Origin of the sequence: Limimaricola hongkongensis DSM 17492, assembly GCF_000600975.2 — a bacterium.
GTDB lineage: Bacteria > Pseudomonadota > Alphaproteobacteria > Rhodobacterales > Rhodobacteraceae > Limimaricola > Limimaricola hongkongensis.
This window is the reverse complement of record NZ_KK088649.1, coordinates 438,262-459,744: the sequence shown is the minus strand read 5'-3', so window position 1 is coordinate 459,744 and position 21,483 is coordinate 438,262. Positions and strand designations below refer to the sequence as shown.

Below are 21,483 nucleotides of genomic sequence, written 5' to 3'. Positions count from 1 at the left end.
GAACGACCGCGCGGGCACCCCGGCAGGATAGATTGCGAAACCCCGGCGCCGCCTCGGGCTCCATAGGCGCGCGGCAACGCTTCCCTGTCGCACCGGGTCGCGCGCCCCGTGCGGTGCGATCCACCGCCCGAATTGCAATCCGTCGCGCCGGGGCGTATCTCGGGCCCGACCCGACGCGCGCCCGGAGCAGCAAGATGAACTGGATTTCCAACTACGTCCGTCCGCGGATCAACTCGATCTTCTCGCGCCGCGAGGTGCCCGAGAACCTGTGGACCAAGTGCGACGAATGCGGAACGATGCTGTTCCACCGCGAACTCGCGGACAATCTCAACGTCTGCACCAATTGCGATCACCACATGGCGATCACGCCGCGCGACCGGTTCAAGGCGCTGTTCGACGGCGGCGCCTTCACCGAGGTGAAGGTGCCCGAGCCGATCGCCGATCCGCTCAACTTCCGCGACCAGAAGAAATATTCCGACCGGATCAAGGAAGCCCGCCGCAAGACCTCTGAAAAAGAGGCGATGCTGGTGGCCGAGGGCGAGATCGGCCGCACCAAGGTCGTCACCGCCGGTCAGGACTTTTCGTTCATGGCGGGCTCTATGGGCATGTATGTCGGCAACGCGATCATCGCCGCCGCCGAACGTGCCGTGGAGATCAAGGCCCCGCTGGTGCTGTTCTCCGCCGCCGGGGGCGCGCGGATGCAGGAAGGCATCCTGTCGCTGATGCAGATGCCGCGCACCACCGTCGCGGTCGAGATGCTGAAAGAGGCAGGGCTGCCCTATATTGTGGTGCTGACGCACCCGACCACGGGCGGCGTCACCGCCTCCTACGCGATGCTGGGCGACGTGCAGATCGCCGAGCCGAACGCGCTGATCTGCTTTGCGGGCCCGCGCGTGATCGAGCAGACGATCCGCGAAAAGCTGCCCGAGGGGTTCCAGCGCGCGGAATACCTGCTCGATCACGGCATGCTCGACCGGGTGACGCCGCGCGGAAAGATGCGCGAGGAGCTGATTCAGGTGATCCGCATGCTGATGGGCCTGCCCGAAGCCGTCATGGCCGACCTGCCCGCGCCCGAGACGCCCGAGCCCGCCGCCGCCCGCGAAGCCGAGGCCGCCAAGGACAAGCCCGCCGAAACCCCGGCGGCCAAGCCCGCTCCGGCGGCGAAAAAGGCGGAGACGCCCAAGAAATGACGCCCGCACCCGGCTCCGACGCGATTCTCGCGCGGATGATGTCGCTGCACCCCAAGGTCATCGACCTGACGCTCGACCGGGTGTGGCGGCTTCTGGCGGCGCTGGATCACCCCGAGCGGCGACTGCCCCCGGTCATTCACCTTGCCGGCACCAACGGCAAGGGGTCGACCCAGGCGATGATCCGCGCCGGGCTGGAGGCGTCGGGCGACCGGGTCCATGCCTATACCTCGCCGCATCTGGCGCGGTTTCACGAACGCATCCGCCTCGCGGGGGAGCTGATCTCCGAAGAGGCGCTGACAAAGCTGCTCGACCGCACCCATGCGGCGAACGGTCCCGATTCCATCACCTATTTCGAAATCACCACCGCCGCCGCACTTCTGGCCTTTGCCGAAACGCCCGCCGAATGGACGCTTCTGGAAACCGGGCTGGGTGGCAGGCTCGACGCGACCAACGTGGTGGAGCGCCCCGCGCTCACCGTCATTACGCCCATCGATCTCGACCACCAGCAATATCTGGGCGAGACGATCGAGGAGATCGCGGGCGAGAAGGCGGGCATTCTCAAGCGCGGCGTCCCATGCGTGGTCGCCCCCCAGCACGAGGCCGCGCTCGAGGTGATCGAGGCGAAGGCGGCGCGGCTCGGCGTGCCGCTGATGGCGCATGGCCAGCACTGGCACGTGACCACCGAAGCCGGGCGGCTGGTCTATCAGGACGAGCGCGGCCTTTTGGACCTGCCGCTGCCACGGCTGCGCGGGCCGCACCAGATCGTCAACGCGGGCACCGCCATCGCGAGCCTGCGCGCGCTGGGCCGAAACGAGGCGGCGGCCGAGGCGGCGCTGCGCGCCGACTGGCCCGCCCGGATGCAGCGCCTGTCGCGCGGGCCTCTGGTCGATCTCGCGGGCGGGGCCGAGCTGTGGCTCGATGGCGGGCACAACCCGGCGGCGGGCGCCGCTCTGGCGCGCAGCCTGCGCGACATGCCTGGGCGGCCCGCGCAGCTGATCTGCGGCATGCTCAACACCAAGGACATCGCGGGCTACCTGCGCCCGCTTGCGCAGGTGGCCCAAGGCCTGCACGCCGTCTCGATCCCCGGCGAGGCCAACACCATCCCCGCCGCCGACACCGCGCACGCGGCCCGTGCCGCAGGGTTCGACCCGGTGGCCGAGGCGGATGACGTGGCGCAGGCCGTTCGCGACATCACTGCCCGCGACCCGGCGGCGCGGATCCTGATCTGCGGCTCGCTCTATCTCGCGGGGCAGGTGCTGCGCGACAACGGATGAGGCTCTGGCCCGCGCTTCTCGCGGCGCTGGCCGCCGGGCCCGCGCAGGCGGTGGAGCTGCATTTCTGCTGGCGCGGCGGCGCGGGCTACACGATGACCGGGACGATGGCGTTTCCCGACGCGCTGATGGATGCGCCGCTCGTCACCCAAGGCGATGTGACCCGATTCGAGATCACCGGCTGGCGGCATGGCGCGCGGATCGGGGCGTGGCGCCTTGATGCGCTGACGCCCGGCACATCGTGGCTTTTGACCTTCGATCCGCGCGAGAGGCGCTTTCCGATGTCCGGCATCGGCGTGTTCCAGGCGTGGAACGCCGATGGCGGCGTCGCCGATTGCGGGAATCCGGGCTTCGGCTTCAACGCGGGCAATGGCGGTCAGGATGTCTGCGTCGATGGGCGGTTCGTCACCGAATCGACGATTCCGTGGCAGACGCCGCTGCATGCGGGACCTGAGCCGGTTTCGCCAGACTGCGCCGCTCCGCTGGTGGTCTCGGCGATTCGCCCGGCATGAACCTGCGTTCGGCACGACGCGCCGCCGCGCATGCACGCGCGCGGGCCACCCGGCTTTCAGCAACGATCTTTGACACTCCGGAAAGGCTTCGAGACGTTACGAAACTTCGCCCTATGGTTGACCCTGCCCGATCGATCGCGTTTCTTGAAACACAGGGGAACGACGAGAAGATCCTGGCAAACAAGATCGGGACTTCAGTAGGTTAACGGGCAGTGAAGAAGGGGGTCTCGGGATGCGACCCCCTTCGTACCGTTCAGCTTCGCCCCCAGCCTTCGGCCTGCATTTCCTCCAGACGGCTCGCCGTGCGCTCGAACTCGAAGCTGCCCTCGCCCTCAAGGTAAAGATAGCCGGGCGCCGCCGATGCCGAGGCCACCAGCCGTGTCTTTGCCTCGTAGAGCGCGTCGACCAGCGTCACGAATCGCTTCGCCTCGTTGAAGTTCGACCGCGACAGGCTCGGAATGCCGTCGATCATCAGGAGTTTCACCTGTTCGGCCAGCGCAAGGTAATCCGCCGCGCCGAGCGGGCGGCCACACAGCTCGTGGAATCCCGCCCGGGCGATGCCGTTGCGGTATTCCGGCACCGTCACCTCGCGCCCGGAGACCCTGAGCACGAGCGGCTCTCCGTCCGGCGCGCCGGTCAGCTCCGCCCAGATCGCGTCGAGCTTGGCGCGGGCGCGCGAATCATTGGGCATGATCCAGCTTTCAGAGCCCTTGAGTCGCCCCTGCCGGTGGTCGGTCGGGCTTTCCAGCTCCAGCACCTCCATCCGTGCCTTCAGCCTGTCGATGAAGGGCACGAAGAGCTGCCGGTTCAGCCCGTCCTTGTAGAGATCGTCCGGCACCCGGTTCGAGGTGGTGACGATGGTGACGCCCTGCTCGAACAGCTTCTCGAACAGGCGGCCCACGATCATCGCATCGGTGATGTCGGTGATCTGCATTTCGTCGAAGGCGAGGAATCGCAGCTCGCCCGCCAGCCCTTCGGCCACCGGCGCGATGGCGTCATCGACGCCCCGCGCGCGGGCCTTGTTCATGTCGGCATGCACGCGCTGCATGAAGGCGTGGAAATGCCACCGCGCCTTGGGCAGGTCGATCTCGTCATAGAGCAGATCCATCAGCATCGACTTGCCGCGCCCGACCCCGCCCCAGAGATAGAGGCCCTTCACCGGCTCGGGGGCTTTCGGCTTGCGGAACCAGCCGCCGCGCTGCGGCGCGGGCTGGCGGGCGAGGTCGCGGGCCACGCGGTCGAGCGCGGGCAGCACGGCCTCTTGCGCCGGGTCGGGTTTCAGCGCGCCGGTTTCGATGCGCGCGCGGTAGGCGGTTTCGATGCTCATGGAGAGGCGACATAGCCGCCGCCCCGCCCATTGCAAAGATGCGCCGCCCGCGAAACGCCCCTGTCCCGTCGGCGAAACGCCCCCGCCCGGCGCGCTCCGGCAGGCAACTTTGTTCCCCAAATACGCATGCCCCGTCGGTGCCGCCCGAACGACGCTCGAATGACGCCCGAGATTGACACCCCCGCCCCGACGGCGCCTAGATCGCGCATGACCAGACAGCCTCTCTTCACCCCCGTCCTGATCGCCGGTTGCCTCATCGTGATGGTGGGGTTTGCCATCCGCGCGAGCTTCGGGGTGTTCCAGATCCCGATCGCCGAGGAGTTCGGCTGGCCGCGCGCCGAGTTCAGCCTTGCCATCGCGATCCAGAACCTCGCCTGGGGCTTTGGCCAGCCGCTCTTCGCGGCGATGGCGGAGAAGGTCGGCGACCGCAAGGCGATCGTGCTGGGCGCGCTGGCCTATGCGGCGGGGCTGGTGCTGTCGGCGGGGGCCACCTCGCCGATCCAGCACCAGGTGCTGGAGATCCTCGTGGGCTTCGGCATCGCGGGCACCGGTTTCGGCGTGATTCTCGCGGTGGTCGGGCGCGCCGCCTCGGACGACAACCGTTCCATGGCGCTGGCGGTGGCGACGGCGGCGGGCTCCGCCGGTCAGGTGTTCGGCGCGCCGATGGCCGAAATCCTGCTGGGTTACATGACGTGGCAGTCGGTGTTCATGGTCTTCGCGGCGATGATTCTCGCGGTGCTGCTGACGCTGCCGATGATACGGTCCACGCCGCCCGCCACGACTGCAGAACTGCAGGAGAGCATGGGCCACATCCTGGGCCGCGCCGCGCGCGATCCGAGTTATGCTTTGATATTCCTCGGATTTTTCTCCTGCGGCTACCAGCTTGCTTTCATCACCGCGCATTTCCCGGCTTTCGTGACCGAGATCTGCGCGCCGATCGCGGCGGGGGGCGTGCTGGCGTCGATGGGGGTCACGACGACGGCGGGGCTGGGCGCGGTGGCGATTTCGCTCATCGGGCTGGCCAACATCGCGGGCACCATCGCCGCGGGCTGGGCCGGCAAGCGCTACAGCAAGAAATACCTGTTGGCGGGGATCTACACGGGCCGGACGCTGGCGGCGGCGTGGTTCATCCTGACGCCGATGACGCCGACCACGGTGCTGATCTTCTCGGGCGTGATGGGCAGCCTGTGGCTCGCCACGGTGCCGCTGACCAGCGGTCTCGTCGCGCATCTCTACGGGCTGCGCTACATGGGCACGCTTTATGGCATCGTGTTCTTTTCCCACCAGCTGGGCAGCTTCATGGGCGTCTGGCTCGGCGGGCGGCTCTACGATGTCTATGGCAGCTACGAGGCGGTGTGGTGGATCGGCGTCGGTGTCGGCGCGCTGTCGGCGATCGTGCACCTGCCGATCCGCGAGCGCCGCGACCCGGTCGCGGCCCCCGCCTGACGCGGCCTAGCCGCGCGCGCCGAAGATCGCCGCGCCCACCCGCACATGGGTGGCGCCCTGTGCGATCGCGGTCTCGAAATCGCCGCTCATCCCCATCGACAGCTCCGCGAGGCCATTGCGCGCGGCCATCTCGCGCAGCGCCGCGAAATGCGGGGCCGGGTCTTGCTCGGCGGGCGGAATGCACATCAGCCCCATCACCGGCAGGTCGAGATCGCGGCACCGCGCGACGAACCCGTCGGCGTCATCGGGCAGCACCCCGGCCTTTTGCGGCTCGGCGCCGGTGTTGACCTGCACGAACAGCTCGGGACAGGCGCCGCGCTCCTGCGCCAGCCGCGCCAGCGTTTCGGCCAGCCGGGGGCGGTCGAGCGAATGGATCGCGTGGGCCAGCTCCATGGCGGCGCGCGCCTTGTTGGTCTGCAGCGGCCCGATCAGGTGGATCTCGGTGCCGGGGAATCGCGGGGCCAGCGCGCCCCAGCGGCCCTGCGCCTCCTGCACGCGGTTTTCGCCGAACACCCTGTGCCCGGCCTCGAGCACGGGCAGCACCCGCGCCTCGGGCTGGACCTTGGACACGGCGATGAGCGTCACCTCGTCGGGATCGCGCCCGGCCTTCCGGGCCGCGGTGGCAATGCTCTCGCGGATGCGGTCGATCGACATCGGCATCTCCTGAATGGTTCCAAGCGGCTGTCTGACATGTGTGTGACCCGGTTGCATCAATTTTTGGACAGGACCGGGAGGGGGGGCCAAACTCCTTGAGTGTGAAGGGCCTCGTGCGCAATGAAAACGTCAATGCTGGCTCGACTGGCATTCTCGGGAATGCAAATACGAGGGAAATCCATGAAACGCATCCTGCTCGCCTCGGCCTCGATCGTGGCCTTTGCCGGCGCTGCCGCCGCCGAAGTGTCCTTCTCCGGCGAAGCCACTCTGGGCTACAACGACACCGACACCGACAGCGAAACCGACGACGACCGTGGCTTCTACTGGGATGCCGAGCTCGGCATCACCCTGAGCCAGGAGCTCGACAACGGCCTGACCGCCGCCGCGACCGTCACCACCGACCTGGTCGACAACGAGCTGTCCGACGTGGCGCTCGAAGCCGACGGCTACGTGCTGTCGCTGACCTCCGAGACCGCCGGCCTGTTCTTCGGCGACACCGACATGGCCGCCAACCTGCGCTGGGATGGCGTGTCGGAAATGGCCCATGACGGCTTCTCCGAGACCGACGGCGAGACCGTGCTGCGCGGCGACTTCATGGCCTACGGCCTCGACGTTTCGGTTTCGGCCCTCGTGGACGACACCACCGACGGCAACGTGCCGGGCGACGACGACACCCTCGACCAGTACTCGGTCGGCGTAGCGGGCACCTTCGGCGCCTTCGAAATGTCGGCTGGCTACCAGGAAGAAGAGCGCGACTACTCCGAAGCCGTCGAGATCGACAACGGCGACTACAACCCGAACCAGATCTTCGGCATCGCCTTCGGCACCGCCTTTGCCGGCGCCGATATCGACGTGGCCTACGCCCGTGAAGAAGATGCCGCCGGCGACTCCGAGAGCTCGACCGGTATCGAGGTCGCCTACCCGGTCGGCCCCGTCACCCTCGGCGCGTTCTACGTCCACGAGTCGGATGACGAAGGCGACAGCTTCGGCCTGGCCGCCGACTACGTCTCGGGCCCGATCACCGTCTCGACCGCTTACGAAGAAGTTCGTGAAGGCGACGAGGACTGGGCGATCGAAGCCGGTTACGACATGGGCATGGGCCTGAACTTCTACGCCGGCGTCGCCGATGCGGGTGACGACTACTACGTCGCCAGCACCTACGATCTGGCCGAAGGCGCGCAGCTGCTCGTGTCCTTCGCCGAGGACGACGACAACGACTCCGAGGACGAGATCGGCGATCCCGAGTACCAGGACGGCACCACCGTCGAGGTCTCCTTCGAGTTCTGATCCAACCGGATCACGACTTCAGGCAGGGGCGGTCCTTCGGGGCCGCCCTTCGCTTTTGGGGCCCGGCATTTCTGCGCGCGGGAGTGGCACAGCGCGGCGATGTGCAGTATCACCGCCAGCGGGCCGAACCGCCCCGCCAGACCCGTGCCAGACCATCCGAGGAACCCGAACCATGTCGCGCTACACCGCCGCCGAGATCGAAGCCAAATGGCAGGCCGCCTGGGACGAGGCCGGCCTCTTTACCGCGCGGCGCGACGAGAGTCGTCCGAAATACTACGTGCTGGAGATGTTCCCCTACCCCTCGGGGCGGATCCACATGGGCCATGTGCGCAACTACACGATGGGCGACGTGATCGCGCGCCACAAGCTGGCGACGGGCCACAACGTGCTGCACCCGATGGGCTGGGACGCCTTCGGCATGCCCGCCGAGAACGCCGCGATGGCGTCTGGCGGCCACCCCAAGGAATGGACCTACAACAACATCGCCGACATGCGCGCGCAGATGAAGCCGCTGGGTCTCTCGATCGACTGGAGCCGCGAATTCGCGACCTGCGACCCGGAGTACTACGGCCAGCAGCAGGCGCTGTTCATCGACATGCTCGACAAGGGCCTCGTCTATCGCAAGAACGCGGTGGTGAACTGGGACCCGGTCGACATGACCGTGCTCGCCAACGAGCAGGTGATCGACGGCAAGGGCTGGCGCTCGGGCGCGGATGTCGAACGGCGCGAGCTGACGCAGTGGTTCTTCAGGATCTCGGAGTACAGCGACGAGCTTCTGGCGGCGCTGGACGGGCTCGACGACTGGCCCGCCAAGGTCAAGCTGATGCAGGCCAACTGGATCGGCCGGTCGCGCGGGCTGGAAATGGCCTTCGGCCTCACCGAACCCACCCATGGCCATGACCGGATCGAGGTCTACACCACCCGCCCCGACACGCTTCTGGGCGCGAGCTTCATCGGCATTTCGCCCGATCACCCTCTGGCCCGCGCGCTGGAGAGCGAGCGCGCGGACGTGGCCGCCTTCTGCGCCGAGGCCCGCCGCGGCGGCACCACCGAGGAGGCGCTGGAAACCGGCGAGAAGCTCGGCTTCGACACCGGTCTCACCGTGCGCCACCCCTTCGACCAGGGCCGCGACCTGCCGGTCTGGATCGCCAATTTCGTGCTGATGGATTACGGCACCGGCGCGATCTTCGGCTGCCCGGCGCATGACGGGCGCGATCTCGACTTCGCGCGCAAATACGACCTGCCGGTGATCTCGACCTTCGCCCCCGCCAATGATGACGGGCAGGCGCTGGCCGAGGATGGCGGTCCGGCTTTCGTGCCGCCCAAGACCGAGCCCGTGATCTATATCCGCGGCTTCGCGGGCGACACCGAGCAGACCGGCGAGCAGGCGATCGACGCCGCGATCGACTTTTGCGAGGCCAACGGCGTGGGCCGCGGCGTGACCCGCTTCCGCCTGCGCGACTGGGGCCTGTCGCGCCAGCGCTACTGGGGCACCCCGATCCCGATCGTGCATTGCGAGGACTGCGGCGCGGTGCCCGAGAAGAAGGAGAACCTGCCGGTCCGCCTGCCCGACGATGTGAGCTTCGACGTGCCGGGCAACCCGCTCGACCGTCACCCGACATGGCGCGACGCCCCCTGCCCGCGCTGCGGCAAGGCGGCGCGCCGCGAGACCGACACGATGGACACCTTCGTGGATTCGTCGTGGTACTTCGCGCGCTTCACCAGCCCCCGCGCCGAGACGCCGACCGATCTGGCCGAAGCCGAGTACTGGATGAACGTCGATCAATACATCGGCGGCATCGAGCACGCGATTCTGCACCTGCTCTATTCGCGCTTCTTCGCGCGGGCGATGCAGGTGACGGGCCACCTGCCCGAAAAGGCGATCGAGCCGTTCAACGCGCTCTTCACCCAAGGCATGGTCACGCACGAGATCTACCAGACCCGCGACGCCAATGGTCGCCCGGTCTACCACCTGCCCGAAAGCGTCGAGGACGGCGCGCTCAAGGCGACCGGCGAGACGGTCGAGATCATCCCTTCGGCCAAGATGTCGAAGTCGAAGAAGAACGTCGTCGACCCGGATGCGATCCTCGCGCAGTACGGCGCCGACACGGCGCGCTGGTTCGTGCTGTCCGACAGCCCGCCCGAGCGCGACGTCGAATGGACCGCCGCCGGCGCCGAGGCCGCGCACAAGCACCTCGCGCGGGTCTGGCGCATCGCCGACGAGATCGCCGAGGCGACGGGCGGCGATGCGGCGGCCGACGAGGATCTGATGCGCCAGCTGCACCGCGCGATCCGCGACGTGACGCTGGGGCTCGAAAGCTTCGGCTTCAACGCCGCGATCGCCAAGCTCTATGCCTTTACCTCCGTGCTGTCGAAATCGAAGGCCAGCGCCGAAACGCGGCGCGAGGCCGCGCGCGTGCTGGCGCAGCTGATGTCGCCGATGACGCCGCATCTGGCGGAAGAGATCTGGACCCGGCTGGGCGGCGAGGGCTTCGTGGCCGACACGCCGTGGCCGGTGGCCGAGGAGCGCTTTCTCGTCGAGGACAGCGTGACGCTGCCGATCCAGATCAACGGCAAGCGCCGCTCCGAGATCTCGGTCCCCAAGGCGATGGAGAAGGCCGAGATCGAGGCGCTGGTGCTGGCCGACGAGGCGGTGGCCAAGGCGCTCGACGGCGGCAGCCCGAAGAAGCTCATCGTGGTGCCCGGCCGGATCGTCAATGTGGTCGTCTGAGCCGACGCGCCGCGCGGCTTTGCTGGGCGCTCTGGCGCTTGGCGGCTGCGGCTTTGCCCCGGCCTACGGGCCGGGCAGCGATGCCGCGCGGCTGCGCGGCCGCGTCGCGGTGGAGGTGCCCGCCACCGTTTCGGGCTACCTGCTGCGGGCCCGGCTGATCGACCGGCTCGGCCCGGCGCGCGAGGCGGCCTACCGGCTCGACGTCGACACCTCCGAGCAAAGCGAGCAGGCCGCGATCAGCGCCGACGGCGCGGTGCTGCGCTACCGGTTGCTGGGCCGGGCCACCTTCGCGCTGCGCCCCGCCGGTGGCGGCACGGCGCTGGCCGAAGGCACGGTCGAGGCCTTTGCGGGCTATTCCTCCACGCTGGGGACCGTGGCCTCGGGTGCGGCGGAGCGCGATGCGCGCGAGCGGCTCGCGGTGCTGCTCGCCGATCAGGTCATGACCCGGCTGCTGGTCACGCCGGACCTGCCATGAAGCTTTCGGCGCGCGACGCGGCGGCGTTCTTTCGCAAGCCCGACCCCAAGATCGCCGGCGCGCTGATCTGGGGCGAGGACGTGATGCGCGTGGCGCAGCGCCGCGCGGAGGTGATCGCCGGCCTTGCCGGGCCCGACGCCGAAACCGAGATGCGGCTGGCCCGCCTGCCCGCCGCCGACCTGCGCCGCGACGGCGCCGCGCTGATCGACGCGGTAAAGGCGCAGGGGTTCTTTCCCGGTCCGCGCGTGGTCTTCGTCGAAGGCGCGACCGACGGGCTCGCGCCGCTTTTCACGGAGGCCTTCAAGGCCTGGAAGCCGGGCGATGCGCAGATCCTCGCCACCGCCGGGCAGCTGCCCGCCAAATCGGCGCTGCGCAAGCTGTTCGAGGCGCAACCCATGGCGGTGTCGATCGGCCTGTATGACGACCCGCCCGGCCCCGAGGAAATCGCCGCGATCCGCGCCGCGGCGGGCGTCCCCGAGCCCGACCCCGAGGGGCAGGCGCTGTTGCAGGAGCTGTCGCGCGCGCTCGATCCCGGCGCGTTCCGCATGACGATGGAAAAGCTCGGCCTCTACAAGCATGGCGAGACCACGCCGACGAGCGCCGACGACATCGCCGCCGTCGCCCCGCGCTCCACCGAGGCCGAGACCGACGCGCTGCTGGCGGTGGTGGCCGAGGGGCGCGCGCCGCAGATCGCGGCCTTGCTGCGCAGGCTCTACGCGCAGGGCACCACGCCGGTGTCGCTGTGCATCATGGCGCTCAGGCATTTCCGGCAGCTGCACGCCGTGGCGAGCGATCCGGGCGGGCCGGGACAGGGCATCGCGCGGCTGCGTCCGCCGGTCTGGGGCCCGCGCCGCGACGCGATGACCCGGCAGGCCGGGGGCTGGGGCCGCGACCGGCTGGAGCGGGCGGTGACGCTGTTGATCGAGACCGACCTGCAGCTGCGCTCGGCGAGCCGCGCCCCCGCGCAGGCGCTGGTGGAGCGGGCGCTGATCCGGCTGGCGATGATGGCGCGGCGCTGAGATCGCGCGGCCCACGCGCGCCCACCATACCCCCAAACGAAAAACGGCGGACCCGAAGGTCCGCCGTTTCCCGCATCCGGCCCGAAGGCCGGATGGTCCTGAAATCAGGAGTCGTCCGAAGCGGCCAGGGCGACCAGGCCGGCGACGGCGGCCAGCGGCAGAAGGAAGCCGAGGGGGCCGGCCAGCGAACCGCGGGCTTCCTGCTCGGGCTCGACCACGACGACCGGGGGCTCGACGATCTCGACGGCCAGGCCACCGGCGAGAGCCGAGGAAGCGGTCATGGTGCCGACGAGGGCGGCGGCGGCGATGGTCTTGGTGAGGCGCATGTCTCTACTCCAGTTGATAACAAAACGTTAGGTCGGCTATAGCCAAGATAGGTGTATCACACAAGCTGGATGACCAGTCCACGGCGGCGAGAAAGCGAAACTAAAGGCCGCTGCTGCGCAAATATGCAACAGTTTGCGTGACGAACTGACGCGACGACAAGATCCCGCCCGACGCGTCGAGCCAGTAGCGGTTCTCGAAGATCAGGCCGTCGCCCTGGCAGGTCTCGTCGAACCGGCGGGCATTCACCTTGCGGTTGCCCAGATCAATCGTCTCGCCCCCTCTTGCGGAGACCGTGCAATCGAACGTGCTGCGCACGATTCGATCCATCCCGTCCAGCGTTTCGTGCACCCGGCGCGCCGAACCGCCGCCGGCGCGCAGCGCAGCGCGGCTCTGGCGCGCATCGGCGGCCATCAGGTCGTGGCCCAGACCGCGGGTCGCGACCAGCATCCCGTCGCGCAACGTGTAGGTGAAGCCGCCCGGCCCCGAGAAGGTTTCGGAGGCTCCGTTGTCGACCACCCGGGTTGCCGTTCCGGACGCGCCGAGCGCCGCGATCCGGACGCTGCGCGCGGTCGCGGGGTCGACCGGGGTGGCGGCCCCGCCGCCGCGCGCGGCGGGCGCGGTCTGGGTGCCCACCAGCGGCGCGATGGCGCCCTGCACCGCCGCCGTGAGCCCCGCACCGCCGCCGCACCCCGCGAGCAGCACCAGCCCCGCCAGCGCCGCCGTCATCGTGATCCGCATCGTCATTTCCAGAACCGCCCCCAGCCGTCTTCGAGATCGTTCAGATGGCCGTCGCGGACCACCTCGTAGAGCCGCCCGTCGACGCGCAGCTTGGCACCGCCGTCGCGCTGCAGCGAGGCGAGCGCGCTCGACGCCTCGCGCCGGGTCGGCTGGCCCACCACGTAGTCGAGCGGGATCGTCACCCGGATGCCCTTGTCGAAGGAGCCTTCGCCGTAATCCTCGAACGGCACGTCGGTCAGGGTGAAATAGCCGCCGACGCTCCAGCCATTCTCGAATTCGCGGTCGAGCGTGAAGGTCGCGCCCCAATCCCCTGCGAGGTAGCGGCCGACATCGACCTGCCCGTAGAACCGGTTGTCGAAATCGTAATAGGCCGAGGCATGGCCGGTGACGACGTCGTAATCCTGAAAGCCGAAGCCGAGATCGAAATCGCGCTGGCGTGCGTAATTGACCTCGGCACCCAGCCCGAGCCGGCTGTCGGCGGGCTTCCACAGCACCTCGGTCGAAACGCCGCCATACATCTCTTCGAGATAGCCGGCCGTGGCGCGGGCAAAGACGTCCGGCGCGAGCCGGCCATATTGGGCCAGCGTCAGGTCGCGAATGCCGGTGGTGCCCTCCTTGGCATAGAGCGCCGCGTTGCGGCGCACCGGGTAGGGTTCGTCCCCCTCGGCCACGATCAGCTCGGGGTCGTCGCGATTGGTATAGAGCTGCTGGCGCAGCGTGCCCGAGGCGACGAGGCTGTCGGTGATCTCGTAGCTCGCCGTGACCTGCGCGCCGGCCTCGAACTGGAACGGCGCGTCGCCGTCGAACACGGTGATCCGCGCATAGGGCGCGAGCCCCCATGAGAACCGGTCGTCGACGCGCGGCAGCGGCGCCAGCCCTTGCGCCGGGCCCGCATCGTCGAGCACGCGGCGCTCCTCAAGCGCCTGCGTGCCGCCGGCGGTGTTCGCAAGCGCCTCGATGTCGGAGCGGCTCAGCGTCACCGCCGAAAGCGGCAACCCGCGCTGCATCGGCTCCAGCGTGAAACGTTCGATCGAATCGGGCAGGCCGAGGCTCAGCATCCGCGCGATGCGCCCCATCGCCTGCGCCTCGGCGCGGTAGCGGGTGTTGGTATAGCGCAGCCGCACGGCGCGGTCCGACAGCTGGATCGAGGACAGCTCCACCCCCTCGGCGGCGAGCGCCTGCTGCAGCGCCGTGCCGATCTGCGCCTCGGGCAGCGCCGCGCGGTTCCAGGTCTGCGCCGCGCGCGCGTCGCTGGCGCGGATCTTCACCGGCACCGGGGCCGGGTCGAGACCGGGGCCATAGGGCCGTTCGGTCGGGTCGATCAGGAAGGTCCCGGTGAGCGCCAGCTCCGAGCCATGCAGCCACGACGCGCCGAGCTGCACGCCCGGCAGCGGCCGGTAGACCGCCCCGAAATTGAGCGGCGTGTCGCGCTCGATCAGCCCCAGCTCGGTTTCGCGCGCATAGGCGTCCGAGGAATACTCGGCCTTGAGCGTCAGCTTGTCGGTGGGCGCGTATTCGACTCCGCCGAACAGCGCCGCGTCGCCCCGGAACAGCTGGTCGATCTCGAAGGTGCCGCCTTCGCCGAAATCGAGACCGGGCCGGGTGTCGAACTCCGAGGAGATCAGCCCCAGCGGGTTGTCGAAGCCGCCATCCGAGCCAAAGCGCCCCCAGCCCAGCCCCGCCGAGACGCGCAGCGTGTCGCCGAAGGTCTTGGTCGCGACGAGATATTCCGCGCCATAGGCGCCGGTGCCGAGGAAATCCTGCAACCCGATGGCAAAGGCGGGCATCCGCGCGGTTTCGTCGTTGAAGCGGTAGCGCAGATCGAAGCTGCGGTCGAAGTAATCGTCGACCTGTCCACGGCTGCCCGGCAGGGAGTAATCCTCGATCCGGCTGTAGCGGAAGCTGCCCGACAGCTTGGGCAGCAGCTGGAAGGTGAATGTCGTGCGGGTCTGGCCGTCGAAGCCACCGATGGTCGCGGCGATCTGCCCGTCCCTGGCGCTGAGCGCCGAGGGCATCTCGATCAGGCCCGGCGTGCCGTAGAGCGTGTAGCTCAGGCCGCGGTCGGACACCGTCTGGGCGCCCGAGGCCCCCGCCGCCAGAAGGGCCACGAGGCTCACGGCCCCGCCCCGGCGCATCGCTCGGATCGTCATGTCGTGCTGCTCTCCCTGCTCGCTTGCGGCACCCTAGCCGCGCGGCGGGCCGAATGAAAGCCGGGCCCCGGCGCGCTAGGGTCGATGCGCGGTCTTCGCCCAATCCGCGGCGGCGCGGCCCGCATGGCGGCCCGTGGCGAGGCAGGCGGTGATCAGGTAGCCGCCCGTCGGCGCCTCCCAGTCGAGCATCTCGCCCGCGGCGAACACCCCGGGCCGGTCGGCGCAGCATCAGGCCATCGTCGAGCGCATCGAAGCGCAAGCCCCCCGCCGTGGAGATCGCCTCGTCGATCGGGTGCGGCCCGGTGAGCGGTATCTCCAGCGCCTTGATCCGCGCCGCCAGCGCCGCCGGATCGCCCGGCAGGGGGCGGGCGCATTCGTGCAGCAGCGCCATGCGCACCGGATCGAGCCTGAGCGATTTGCGCAGATGGTTCGACAGGCTGGTCTTGCCGCGCGGCCGCGCGAGCCTGCGCGCCAGCTCGGCCGCGTCGAGATCGGGCACGAGGTCGAGCGCGAGCGGCGCACCGTCGCGCAGATCCGCCGACACCGCGTAGATCCCGCCGCCCTCCAGCCCGCGCGCCGAGATCACGCATTCGCCGCGCACCCGCCGCGCCCCGGCGATGAGCGCCACGGGTTTGACCGGCGCGCCGAAATGGGGCCGCATATGCGCCGACCAGTCGACGCCGAACCCCATGTTCGCGGGGCAAAACGGCGCGACCTGCCCGGCCAGCAGCGCCGCCCAGCGCCCGTCCGAGCCGAGCCGCGACCAGCTCGCCCCGCCCAGCGCCAGCACCGTGACATCCGCCGCGACGGCCCGTGCCCCCTCCGGCGTGTCGAACAGCGCCTCGCCATCCTTCCAGCCGTCGAACCGCCAGCGGGGGCGCAGGTCGACCCTCGCCCCCTGCAACCGCGCGAGCCATGCGCGCAGCAGCGGAGAGGCCTTCATGCCCGTCGGAAAGACCCGGCCCGTGGAGCCGGTGAACACCTCCTGGCCAAGGTCGCGGGCCCAGCCCTGCACCGCCTCGGCGCCGAAGGCGTCCAGCGCCGCGCGCAATGCGTCGGGCGTCTCGCCGAAGGCCGCGTCGAACTGCGCGCGCGGCTCGGACTTGGTGAGGTTGAGCCCGGATTTGCCCGCCATCAGCAGCTTGCGACCCATGGTGGGCATCTGCTCGGCCAGCGTCACCTCGCAGCCCGCCGCCGCCAGCTCTTCCGCCGCCATCAGCCCCGCCGGTCCGCCGCCGATCACCAGTGCCCGCGCCATGCACAGCCCTCCTGCGGCCCCGCGCCGCGCTTGCCGGGGCGCGGCCCGCGCCCCATCTGTTCCCCATGCCAAGCCGCCGCGAGAAACGCCAGACCGAGGCCGCCGCCATGGCCACGCCGCGCACCGACCCGGTCTGCGCGCTGTGCCGCCGCCCGATCCCGCCGGGGGTGCCGCAAAGCGCGCATCACCTGATCCCCAAGCTCAAGGGCGGCACGCATGGGCCGCAGGTGCTCTTGCACCACATCTGCCACCGCGAGATCCACGCGACGCTGTCGGAGGCGGAGCTGGCGCGCGCCTACCACACGCCGGACGCCTTGCGCGCGCATCCCCGGCTGGAGCGGTTCATCGCATGGGTGTCGAAGCGCCCGCCCGGCTTTGCCTCGAAGGTGCCGGGCAAGCGGCGCGGGCGCGGCTGAGCCTCAGCGCAGCCCGATACGGCGGCGAATCTCCTCGTCGCGCAGCGAGACCTCGTGGCCGACCTGGTCGTTGGCCTTGTCCGAGCACATCCAGACCAGCGCCTTTGCGGGCCATTCGGGCGGGATATGCACCGACCAGTCGAGCCGGCTCACCGCGTTGATGCCCGACGACTTGATCTCGCGCTGCATCTGGGTGGCGACGGTGCCGGGCGACAGCCCCATGGCGCGGATGCCGCGGCCGCGATATTCGAGATCGAGCGAGGCGGTCAGCATCGCCGCCCCGGCCTTGGAGGCGCAATAGGCCGACCAGCCCTCGACCGCGTTGTGCGCCGCGCCCGAGGACACGGTGATCATCGTGCCGCCGCCCTGCTCGAGCATCTGGGGCAGCGCCGCGCGCATGCCGTTAAAGACGCCCTTAAGGTTGATGTCGACCACCTTGCCCCAGGCATCGGGGTCGAGATCGCCCATCGCGCCGATCGGTTCGATCGCACCGGCGTTGTTGACCATCACGTCGAGCCGGCCGAACTCCTTGACGCAGGCCTCGACCGCCGCCTCGACCTCCCAGTAGCGGCTGACGTCGCAGGGGATCGCGAGACCGGCATCGCCTAGCTCCTTGGCGATGTCCGACAGCGCCTCGGCGCTGCGCGCGAGCAGCGCGACGCGGGCCCCCGCCTTGGCGAATTCACGGGCGCTCGCGGCGCCGATGCCACGGCTCGCCCCGGTGATCAGAACCGTTTTCCCCTGCATCGCACCCTCTCCGCGCTTTGATCTTTCGTCCAGCTTAACGGGGGCCTAGTCTCCGGTCCAGACGCGCAGGGAGAGCCCGCGCGACGGGCCCGGCCCGTGGAATTGCGATTGCGAGGAGGGTCCGAGATGGCCGCATTGTCGAAAACGGCGCCGATCGGCGCGCTGGCGCTGATGGCCGGGGCCGCGCAGGCCGACGTCACCGCCGAGCAGGTCTGGCAGGACTGGCAGGAGGGCGCGGCCCGGCTCGGTGAGACGCGGATCGAAACCGGCGCCGAGCAACGCTCGGGCGACCGGCTCACCATCACCGACCTGGTGCTGACGATGCAGGGCGAGGATGGCGAGCTCGTCGCCCGCCTGCCCGAGATCGTCTTCGCCGAAACCGGCGACGGGGCGGTCGAGGTGACGCTGTCCGACAGCTACCCGATCGAGATCTCGGGCACCGACGAGGATGGCGTGCAGACCGAGATCGAGCTTTCCATGCAGCAGACCGGGCTCGAAGTCACCGTGAGCGGCGATCCCGGCGCGATGCGTTACGACTATGCCGCCGACCGCTACGCGCTGGTGCTGGACCGGCTGGTCGAGGATGGGGAGACGATCCCGGCCGAGGCGATGCTCGCGCTCAATGCCGTGCGCGGCAGCTATTTGTCCGAAACCGCGGCCTCGGGGCTGCGCCGCACCGATTACGACATCACCGCCGAGACGCTCGACCTGATGATCGAAGGCGAGGATAGCGCCGGGGATGCCGGCGGGGACACCGGGGGCAGCATGGCGATCGATGCCAGCGTCGCCGAGATCGCCATCTCGGGCGCGCTGGCGCTGCCCGAGGGCATGGAAGAGGCCGAGGCGCTGCCGGACGACTTCTCGCTCGTGTTCGATTACGCCACCGGCCCGGCGCTGGTGGAGTTCGAGGGCGAGGGCGAAGATGGCCGCGCCGCGGGCACCGCGCGCACCGCGTCGAGCACGGTCGGCCTGTCGCTCGACCCGGCCCGCGTCAGCTATGCCTCATCGACCAAGGGGCTCGACCTGACGCTCACCGACGGGCCGATGCCCTTCCCGGTCGAGATCTCGGCCGCCGAGTACGGATTTGGGCTCGACGCGCCGCTGGCCGCGGGCGAGGCGGCGCAGGATCTCTCGGCGCGGATCACGCTCGACAGCCTGACGCTCGGCGATCCGGTCTGGGCGCTGTTCGACCCCGCCGAGGTGCTGCCGCGCACCCCCGCGACGCTGATCGCCGAATTGTCGGGCACGGCGCGGCTGCCGCAGGATCTCACCGATCCCGGCACCGCCGAGGCCATGGGCGAGGCCGTGGGCGACGGCGAAGGCGCCGCGATGGCCGAGGCCGCGCCCGAGATCGAAAGCCTGACGCTCGACCGGCTGGTGCTGCGGCTCGCCGGGGCGGAGCTTCTGGGCGATGGCGGCTTTACCTTCGACAACTCCGATTTCGAGACCTTCCCGGGCTTTCCGCGCCCCGAGGGCCGGATCGACCTGAAGATCGACGGGCTGAACGGGCTGATCGAGAATCTCTCGACGCTCGGCGTGATCCCGGCCGAGCAGCTGATGGGCGCGCGGATGATGCTGGGGCTGTTCACGACCTCGATCGGCAATGACGAGCTGACCTCGACCATCGAGATCAACCCCGAGGGCCACGTCATCGCCAACGGCCAGCGGATTCAGTGACCGGTCGCGCCCGCGCGCCACGTCGCGCGGGCGCGCCACTTTCCCGCCGGGCGCGGGCGCGCTAGATGCACGGGCGACAGCCCGAAAGGATCCGCCATGACCGCCTCGCTCGCAGACCTGACCGACCGGATGCTCGCGGCGGCCCGCCGCGCGGGCGCCGAGGCCGCCGACGCGGTGGCGGTGGACGGCACCGCGCTGTCGATCGACGTGCGCGAGGGCCGGCTGGAGCAGGCCGAACGCTCCGAGGGCATCGATATCGGCCTGCGGGTGCTGATCGGACGGCGGCAGGCGGTGGTGTCGTCCTCGGATGCGCGCGACGCCACAATCGACACCATGGCCGCCCGCGCCGTCGCCATGGCGCGCGAGGCGCCCGAGGACCCGCATGCCGGGCTCGCCGATCCCGGCCAGCTGGCCCGAGACACCGATTCGTCGCGGCTCGAGATGTACGACCCCGCCCCCGAGCCGGACCCCGCCGCGCTCGAGGAGGATGCGCGCCGCGCCGAGGCGGCGGCGCGCGCCGTCGAAGGCGTGACACAGGTGCAGGGCGCGAGCGCGGGCTATGGCCGCAGGCGCATCCATCTCGCCGCCAGCAACGGGTTTTCGGGCGGCTATGAGCGCTCGGACCGGGGGCTGCACTGCGTCGCGGTGTCGGGCAGCGGCACCGGGATGGAGCGCGACCATGACGGCGATGCCCGGATCTTCCAGTCCGAGCTGCGCAGCCCCGAGGATATCGGGCGCACCGCAGGCGAACGCGCCGCGGCAAGGCAGAACCCGCGCCGCCCGCGCACCGGCAAATACCCGGTGCTGTTCGACGAGCGCGTCTCCTCCTCGCTGATCGGCCACCTGCTGGCCGCCGCCAATGGCGGCGCCATCGCCCGCGGATCGAGCTGGCTATTGGGCCGCGAAGGCACGCAGGTTCTGCCCAAGGGCCTGTCGGTGATCGAGGAGCCGCACCGCCCGCGCGCCCCGGGCTCGCGGCTGTTCGATGGCGAGGGGCTGCCCACCGCCACGCGCGCGCTGGTCGATGACGGGGATCTGTCGGGCTGGATCCTCGACCTCGCCACCGCGCGCAAGCTGGGGCTGCAAAGCACCGGCAACGCTGCGCGCGGCACCTCGTCGCCGCCCTCGCCCGCGATCACCAACATCCGGCTGACCGAAGGCACGGCCACGCGCGACGATCTGATCGCGCAGATGGGCACCGGGTTGCTGGTCACCTCGATGATCGGTTCGACCATCAACCCCAACACCGGCGATTATTCGCGCGGGGCGTCCGGCTTCTGGGTCGAGAACGGCGAGATCATCCACCCGGTCAACGAATGCACCATCGCGGGCAACCTGCGCGACATGCTGATGACGCTGCTGCCCGCCAATGACGCGCGCCGGCATCTGAGCCGCGTCGTACCCTCGCTTCTGGTCGATGGCATGACCCTTGCCGGTGACTGATCCGCGGAACGATCTTCAGGTCGACCTGGCGCTTCTGGTCGCGGCGGCGCGCGAGGCGGCGGGCATCGCCACGGCGTTCCGCGCACCCGAGGTCTGGGACAAGCCCGACGGCGGGGGCCCGGTCTGCGAGGCCGATCTCGCGGTCGACGCGATGCTGCGCGCGCGGCTTGGTGCGGCGCGGCCCGCCTATGGCTGGCTGTCGGAGGAAACGGCGGACGCGCCCGAGCGGCTGGCGGCGGAACGCATCTTCATCGTCGATCCGATCGACGGCACCCGCGCCTATCTCGAAGGCAGCCAGGACTGGGCGCATTCGCTCGCCGTGGCCGAACGGGGCCGGATCGTCGCGGCCTGCGTGCTGCTGCCGCAGCGCGACCTGCTCTATACCGCCACGCTGGGCGGGGGGGCCATGCTCAACGATGCGCCGATCCGCGCCAGCGCCGAGACCGACCCCGAACGCGCGACCCTGCTCGGCCCGCGACTAGCCATGAGCCCCGAACACTGGACCGGCGGCGACGTGCCCCCGGTTCGCCGTGCCTTCCGCTCGGCGCTGGCCTGGCGGCTGTGCCTTCTGGCCGAGGCGAAGTTCGACGCGATGCTGACGATCCGACCCACCTGGGAATGGGACATCGCGGCGGGCAGCCTGATCCTGTCGGAGGCGGGCGGCACCGCCACCGACCGGCGCGGCGCGCGGCTGTCGTTCAACAAGCCGCAGCCGCAAAGCGACGGGGTGCTGGCGGGGGGCGCGCTGCATGGCGTGCTGCTGCCGCTCTTGGAGGCCGGTCCCGCCCCGCCCCCGGCTTGACCCGGACCCTTCG

At 70.0% G+C, this 21,483-nt stretch carries 18 protein-coding genes and 1 pseudogene; 12 read left to right on the top strand and 7 right to left on the bottom strand.

The features are described 5' to 3' along the window. Positions 1 to 194 precede the first annotated feature (194 nt). The 3 genes from accD to LOKHON_RS04245 are packed head-to-tail and all read left to right on the top strand — an operon-like array spanning position 195 to position 2,973. Positions 195 to 1,190 carry an acetyl-CoA carboxylase, carboxyltransferase subunit beta gene (gene accD, locus LOKHON_RS04255; RefSeq protein ID WP_017927640.1) on the top strand — a complete coding sequence of 332 codons (996 nt, stop codon included), beginning with the start codon at positions 195 to 197 and terminating at the stop codon, positions 1,188 to 1,190. Further along, entirely contained in the window at positions 1,187 to 2,464 is a 1,278-nt protein-coding gene (locus tag LOKHON_RS04250; RefSeq protein WP_017927641.1) for a bifunctional folylpolyglutamate synthase/dihydrofolate synthase, read from the top strand. The genes accD and LOKHON_RS04250 overlap by 4 nt, the downstream gene beginning before the upstream one ends. Further along, positions 2,461 to 2,973 (top strand): hypothetical protein, encoded by a 513-nt coding sequence (locus LOKHON_RS04245; protein ID WP_017927642.1) that lies wholly within the window; start codon positions 2,461 to 2,463, stop codon positions 2,971 to 2,973. The genes LOKHON_RS04250 and LOKHON_RS04245 overlap by 4 nt, the downstream gene beginning before the upstream one ends. A 253-nt stretch (positions 2,974 to 3,226) precedes the next feature. Here LOKHON_RS04245 and zapE read toward each other — a convergent pair whose 3' ends face one another. Further along, complete coding sequence (zapE, locus tag LOKHON_RS04240) at positions 3,227 to 4,300, bottom strand: cell division protein ZapE (protein ID WP_017927643.1); 1,074 nt, start codon at positions 4,298 to 4,300, stop codon at positions 3,227 to 3,229. A 207-nt stretch (positions 4,301 to 4,507) separates the two neighbouring features. Here zapE and LOKHON_RS04235 point away from each other — a divergent pair, with 207 nt between their 5' ends. Then, positions 4,508 to 5,746: an MFS transporter gene (locus LOKHON_RS04235; RefSeq protein WP_017927644.1), complete on the top strand. Its 1,239-nt coding sequence runs from the start codon at positions 4,508 to 4,510 to the stop codon at positions 5,744 to 5,746. Positions 5,747 to 5,752: 6 nt separating this feature from the next. On the opposite strand, the gene LOKHON_RS04230 is transcribed toward LOKHON_RS04235, so the two are convergent. Beyond that, positions 5,753 to 6,400, bottom strand: coding sequence for a YggS family pyridoxal phosphate-dependent enzyme (locus LOKHON_RS04230; RefSeq protein WP_017927645.1), 648 nt, complete (start codon positions 6,398 to 6,400; stop codon positions 5,753 to 5,755). Between the two features lie 180 nt (positions 6,401 to 6,580). Here LOKHON_RS04230 and LOKHON_RS04225 point away from each other — a divergent pair, with 180 nt between their 5' ends. From LOKHON_RS04225 to holA, 4 genes are all read left to right on the top strand, one after another. After that, on the top strand, positions 6,581 to 7,687 hold the full coding sequence (locus LOKHON_RS04225; protein WP_017927646.1) for a porin: 1,107 nt from the start codon (positions 6,581 to 6,583) through the stop codon (positions 7,685 to 7,687). 172 nt (positions 7,688 to 7,859) lie between these two features. After that, positions 7,860 to 10,418 carry a leucine--tRNA ligase gene (gene leuS, locus LOKHON_RS04220; protein WP_017927647.1) on the top strand — a complete coding sequence of 853 codons (2,559 nt, stop codon included), beginning with the start codon at positions 7,860 to 7,862 and terminating at the stop codon, positions 10,416 to 10,418. Further along, positions 10,405 to 10,893 carry an LPS assembly lipoprotein LptE gene (lptE, locus tag LOKHON_RS04215; protein WP_017927648.1) on the top strand — a complete coding sequence of 163 codons (489 nt, stop codon included), beginning with the start codon at positions 10,405 to 10,407 and terminating at the stop codon, positions 10,891 to 10,893. The genes leuS and lptE overlap by 14 nt, the downstream gene beginning before the upstream one ends. Beyond that, a complete protein-coding gene (gene holA, locus LOKHON_RS04210) occupies positions 10,890 to 11,912 on the top strand; it encodes a DNA polymerase III subunit delta (protein ID WP_017927649.1) in 1,023 nt (340 codons plus the stop codon). Before lptE ends, holA begins: the two co-directional genes overlap by 4 nt. A gap of 104 nt (positions 11,913 to 12,016) precedes the next feature. Here the strand turns inward: holA and LOKHON_RS04205 are convergent, their stop codons facing one another. From LOKHON_RS04205 to LOKHON_RS04190, 4 genes and pseudogenes are all read right to left on the bottom strand, one after another. After that, positions 12,017 to 12,238 (bottom strand): hypothetical protein, encoded by a 222-nt coding sequence (locus LOKHON_RS04205; RefSeq protein WP_017927650.1) that lies wholly within the window; start codon positions 12,236 to 12,238, stop codon positions 12,017 to 12,019. A 100-nt stretch (positions 12,239 to 12,338) separates the two neighbouring features. Continuing rightward, positions 12,339 to 12,977, bottom strand: coding sequence for a YjbF family lipoprotein (locus LOKHON_RS04200; protein WP_051059635.1), 639 nt, complete (start codon positions 12,975 to 12,977; stop codon positions 12,339 to 12,341). A gap of 2 nt (positions 12,978 to 12,979) precedes the next feature. Then, on the bottom strand, positions 12,980 to 15,127 hold the full coding sequence (locus tag LOKHON_RS04195) for a YjbH domain-containing protein (protein ID WP_033315437.1): 2,148 nt from the start codon (positions 15,125 to 15,127) through the stop codon (positions 12,980 to 12,982). A 75-nt stretch (positions 15,128 to 15,202) separates the two neighbouring features. Continuing rightward, positions 15,203 to 16,385: pseudogene (locus LOKHON_RS04190) on the bottom strand (TIGR03862 family flavoprotein). A 65-nt stretch (positions 16,386 to 16,450) separates the two neighbouring features. Here LOKHON_RS04190 and LOKHON_RS04185 point away from each other — a divergent pair. Next, positions 16,451 to 16,801: an HNH endonuclease family protein gene (locus LOKHON_RS04185; RefSeq protein ID WP_017927654.1), complete on the top strand. Its 351-nt coding sequence runs from the start codon at positions 16,451 to 16,453 to the stop codon at positions 16,799 to 16,801. A gap of 3 nt (positions 16,802 to 16,804) precedes the next feature. On the opposite strand, the gene LOKHON_RS04180 is transcribed toward LOKHON_RS04185, so the two are convergent. Then, positions 16,805 to 17,548, bottom strand: coding sequence for an SDR family oxidoreductase (locus tag LOKHON_RS04180; protein WP_017927655.1), 744 nt, complete (start codon positions 17,546 to 17,548; stop codon positions 16,805 to 16,807). Between the two features lie 126 nt (positions 17,549 to 17,674). Here LOKHON_RS04180 and LOKHON_RS04175 point away from each other — a divergent pair, with 126 nt between their 5' ends. From LOKHON_RS04175 to LOKHON_RS04165, 3 genes are all read left to right on the top strand, one after another. Beyond that, positions 17,675 to 19,225, top strand: coding sequence for a DUF2125 domain-containing protein (locus LOKHON_RS04175; RefSeq protein ID WP_017927656.1), 1,551 nt, complete (start codon positions 17,675 to 17,677; stop codon positions 19,223 to 19,225). A 96-nt stretch (positions 19,226 to 19,321) separates the two neighbouring features. After that, the gene (locus LOKHON_RS04170) at positions 19,322 to 20,668 is read left to right on the top strand and encodes a TldD/PmbA family protein (RefSeq protein ID WP_017927657.1); all 1,347 of its coding nucleotides are present in this window, start codon (positions 19,322 to 19,324) and stop codon (positions 20,666 to 20,668) included. Next, complete coding sequence (locus tag LOKHON_RS04165; RefSeq protein ID WP_017927658.1) at positions 20,661 to 21,470, top strand: 3'(2'),5'-bisphosphate nucleotidase CysQ; 810 nt, start codon at positions 20,661 to 20,663, stop codon at positions 21,468 to 21,470. Before LOKHON_RS04170 ends, LOKHON_RS04165 begins: the two co-directional genes overlap by 8 nt. Positions 21,471 to 21,483: the final 13 nt, after the last annotated feature.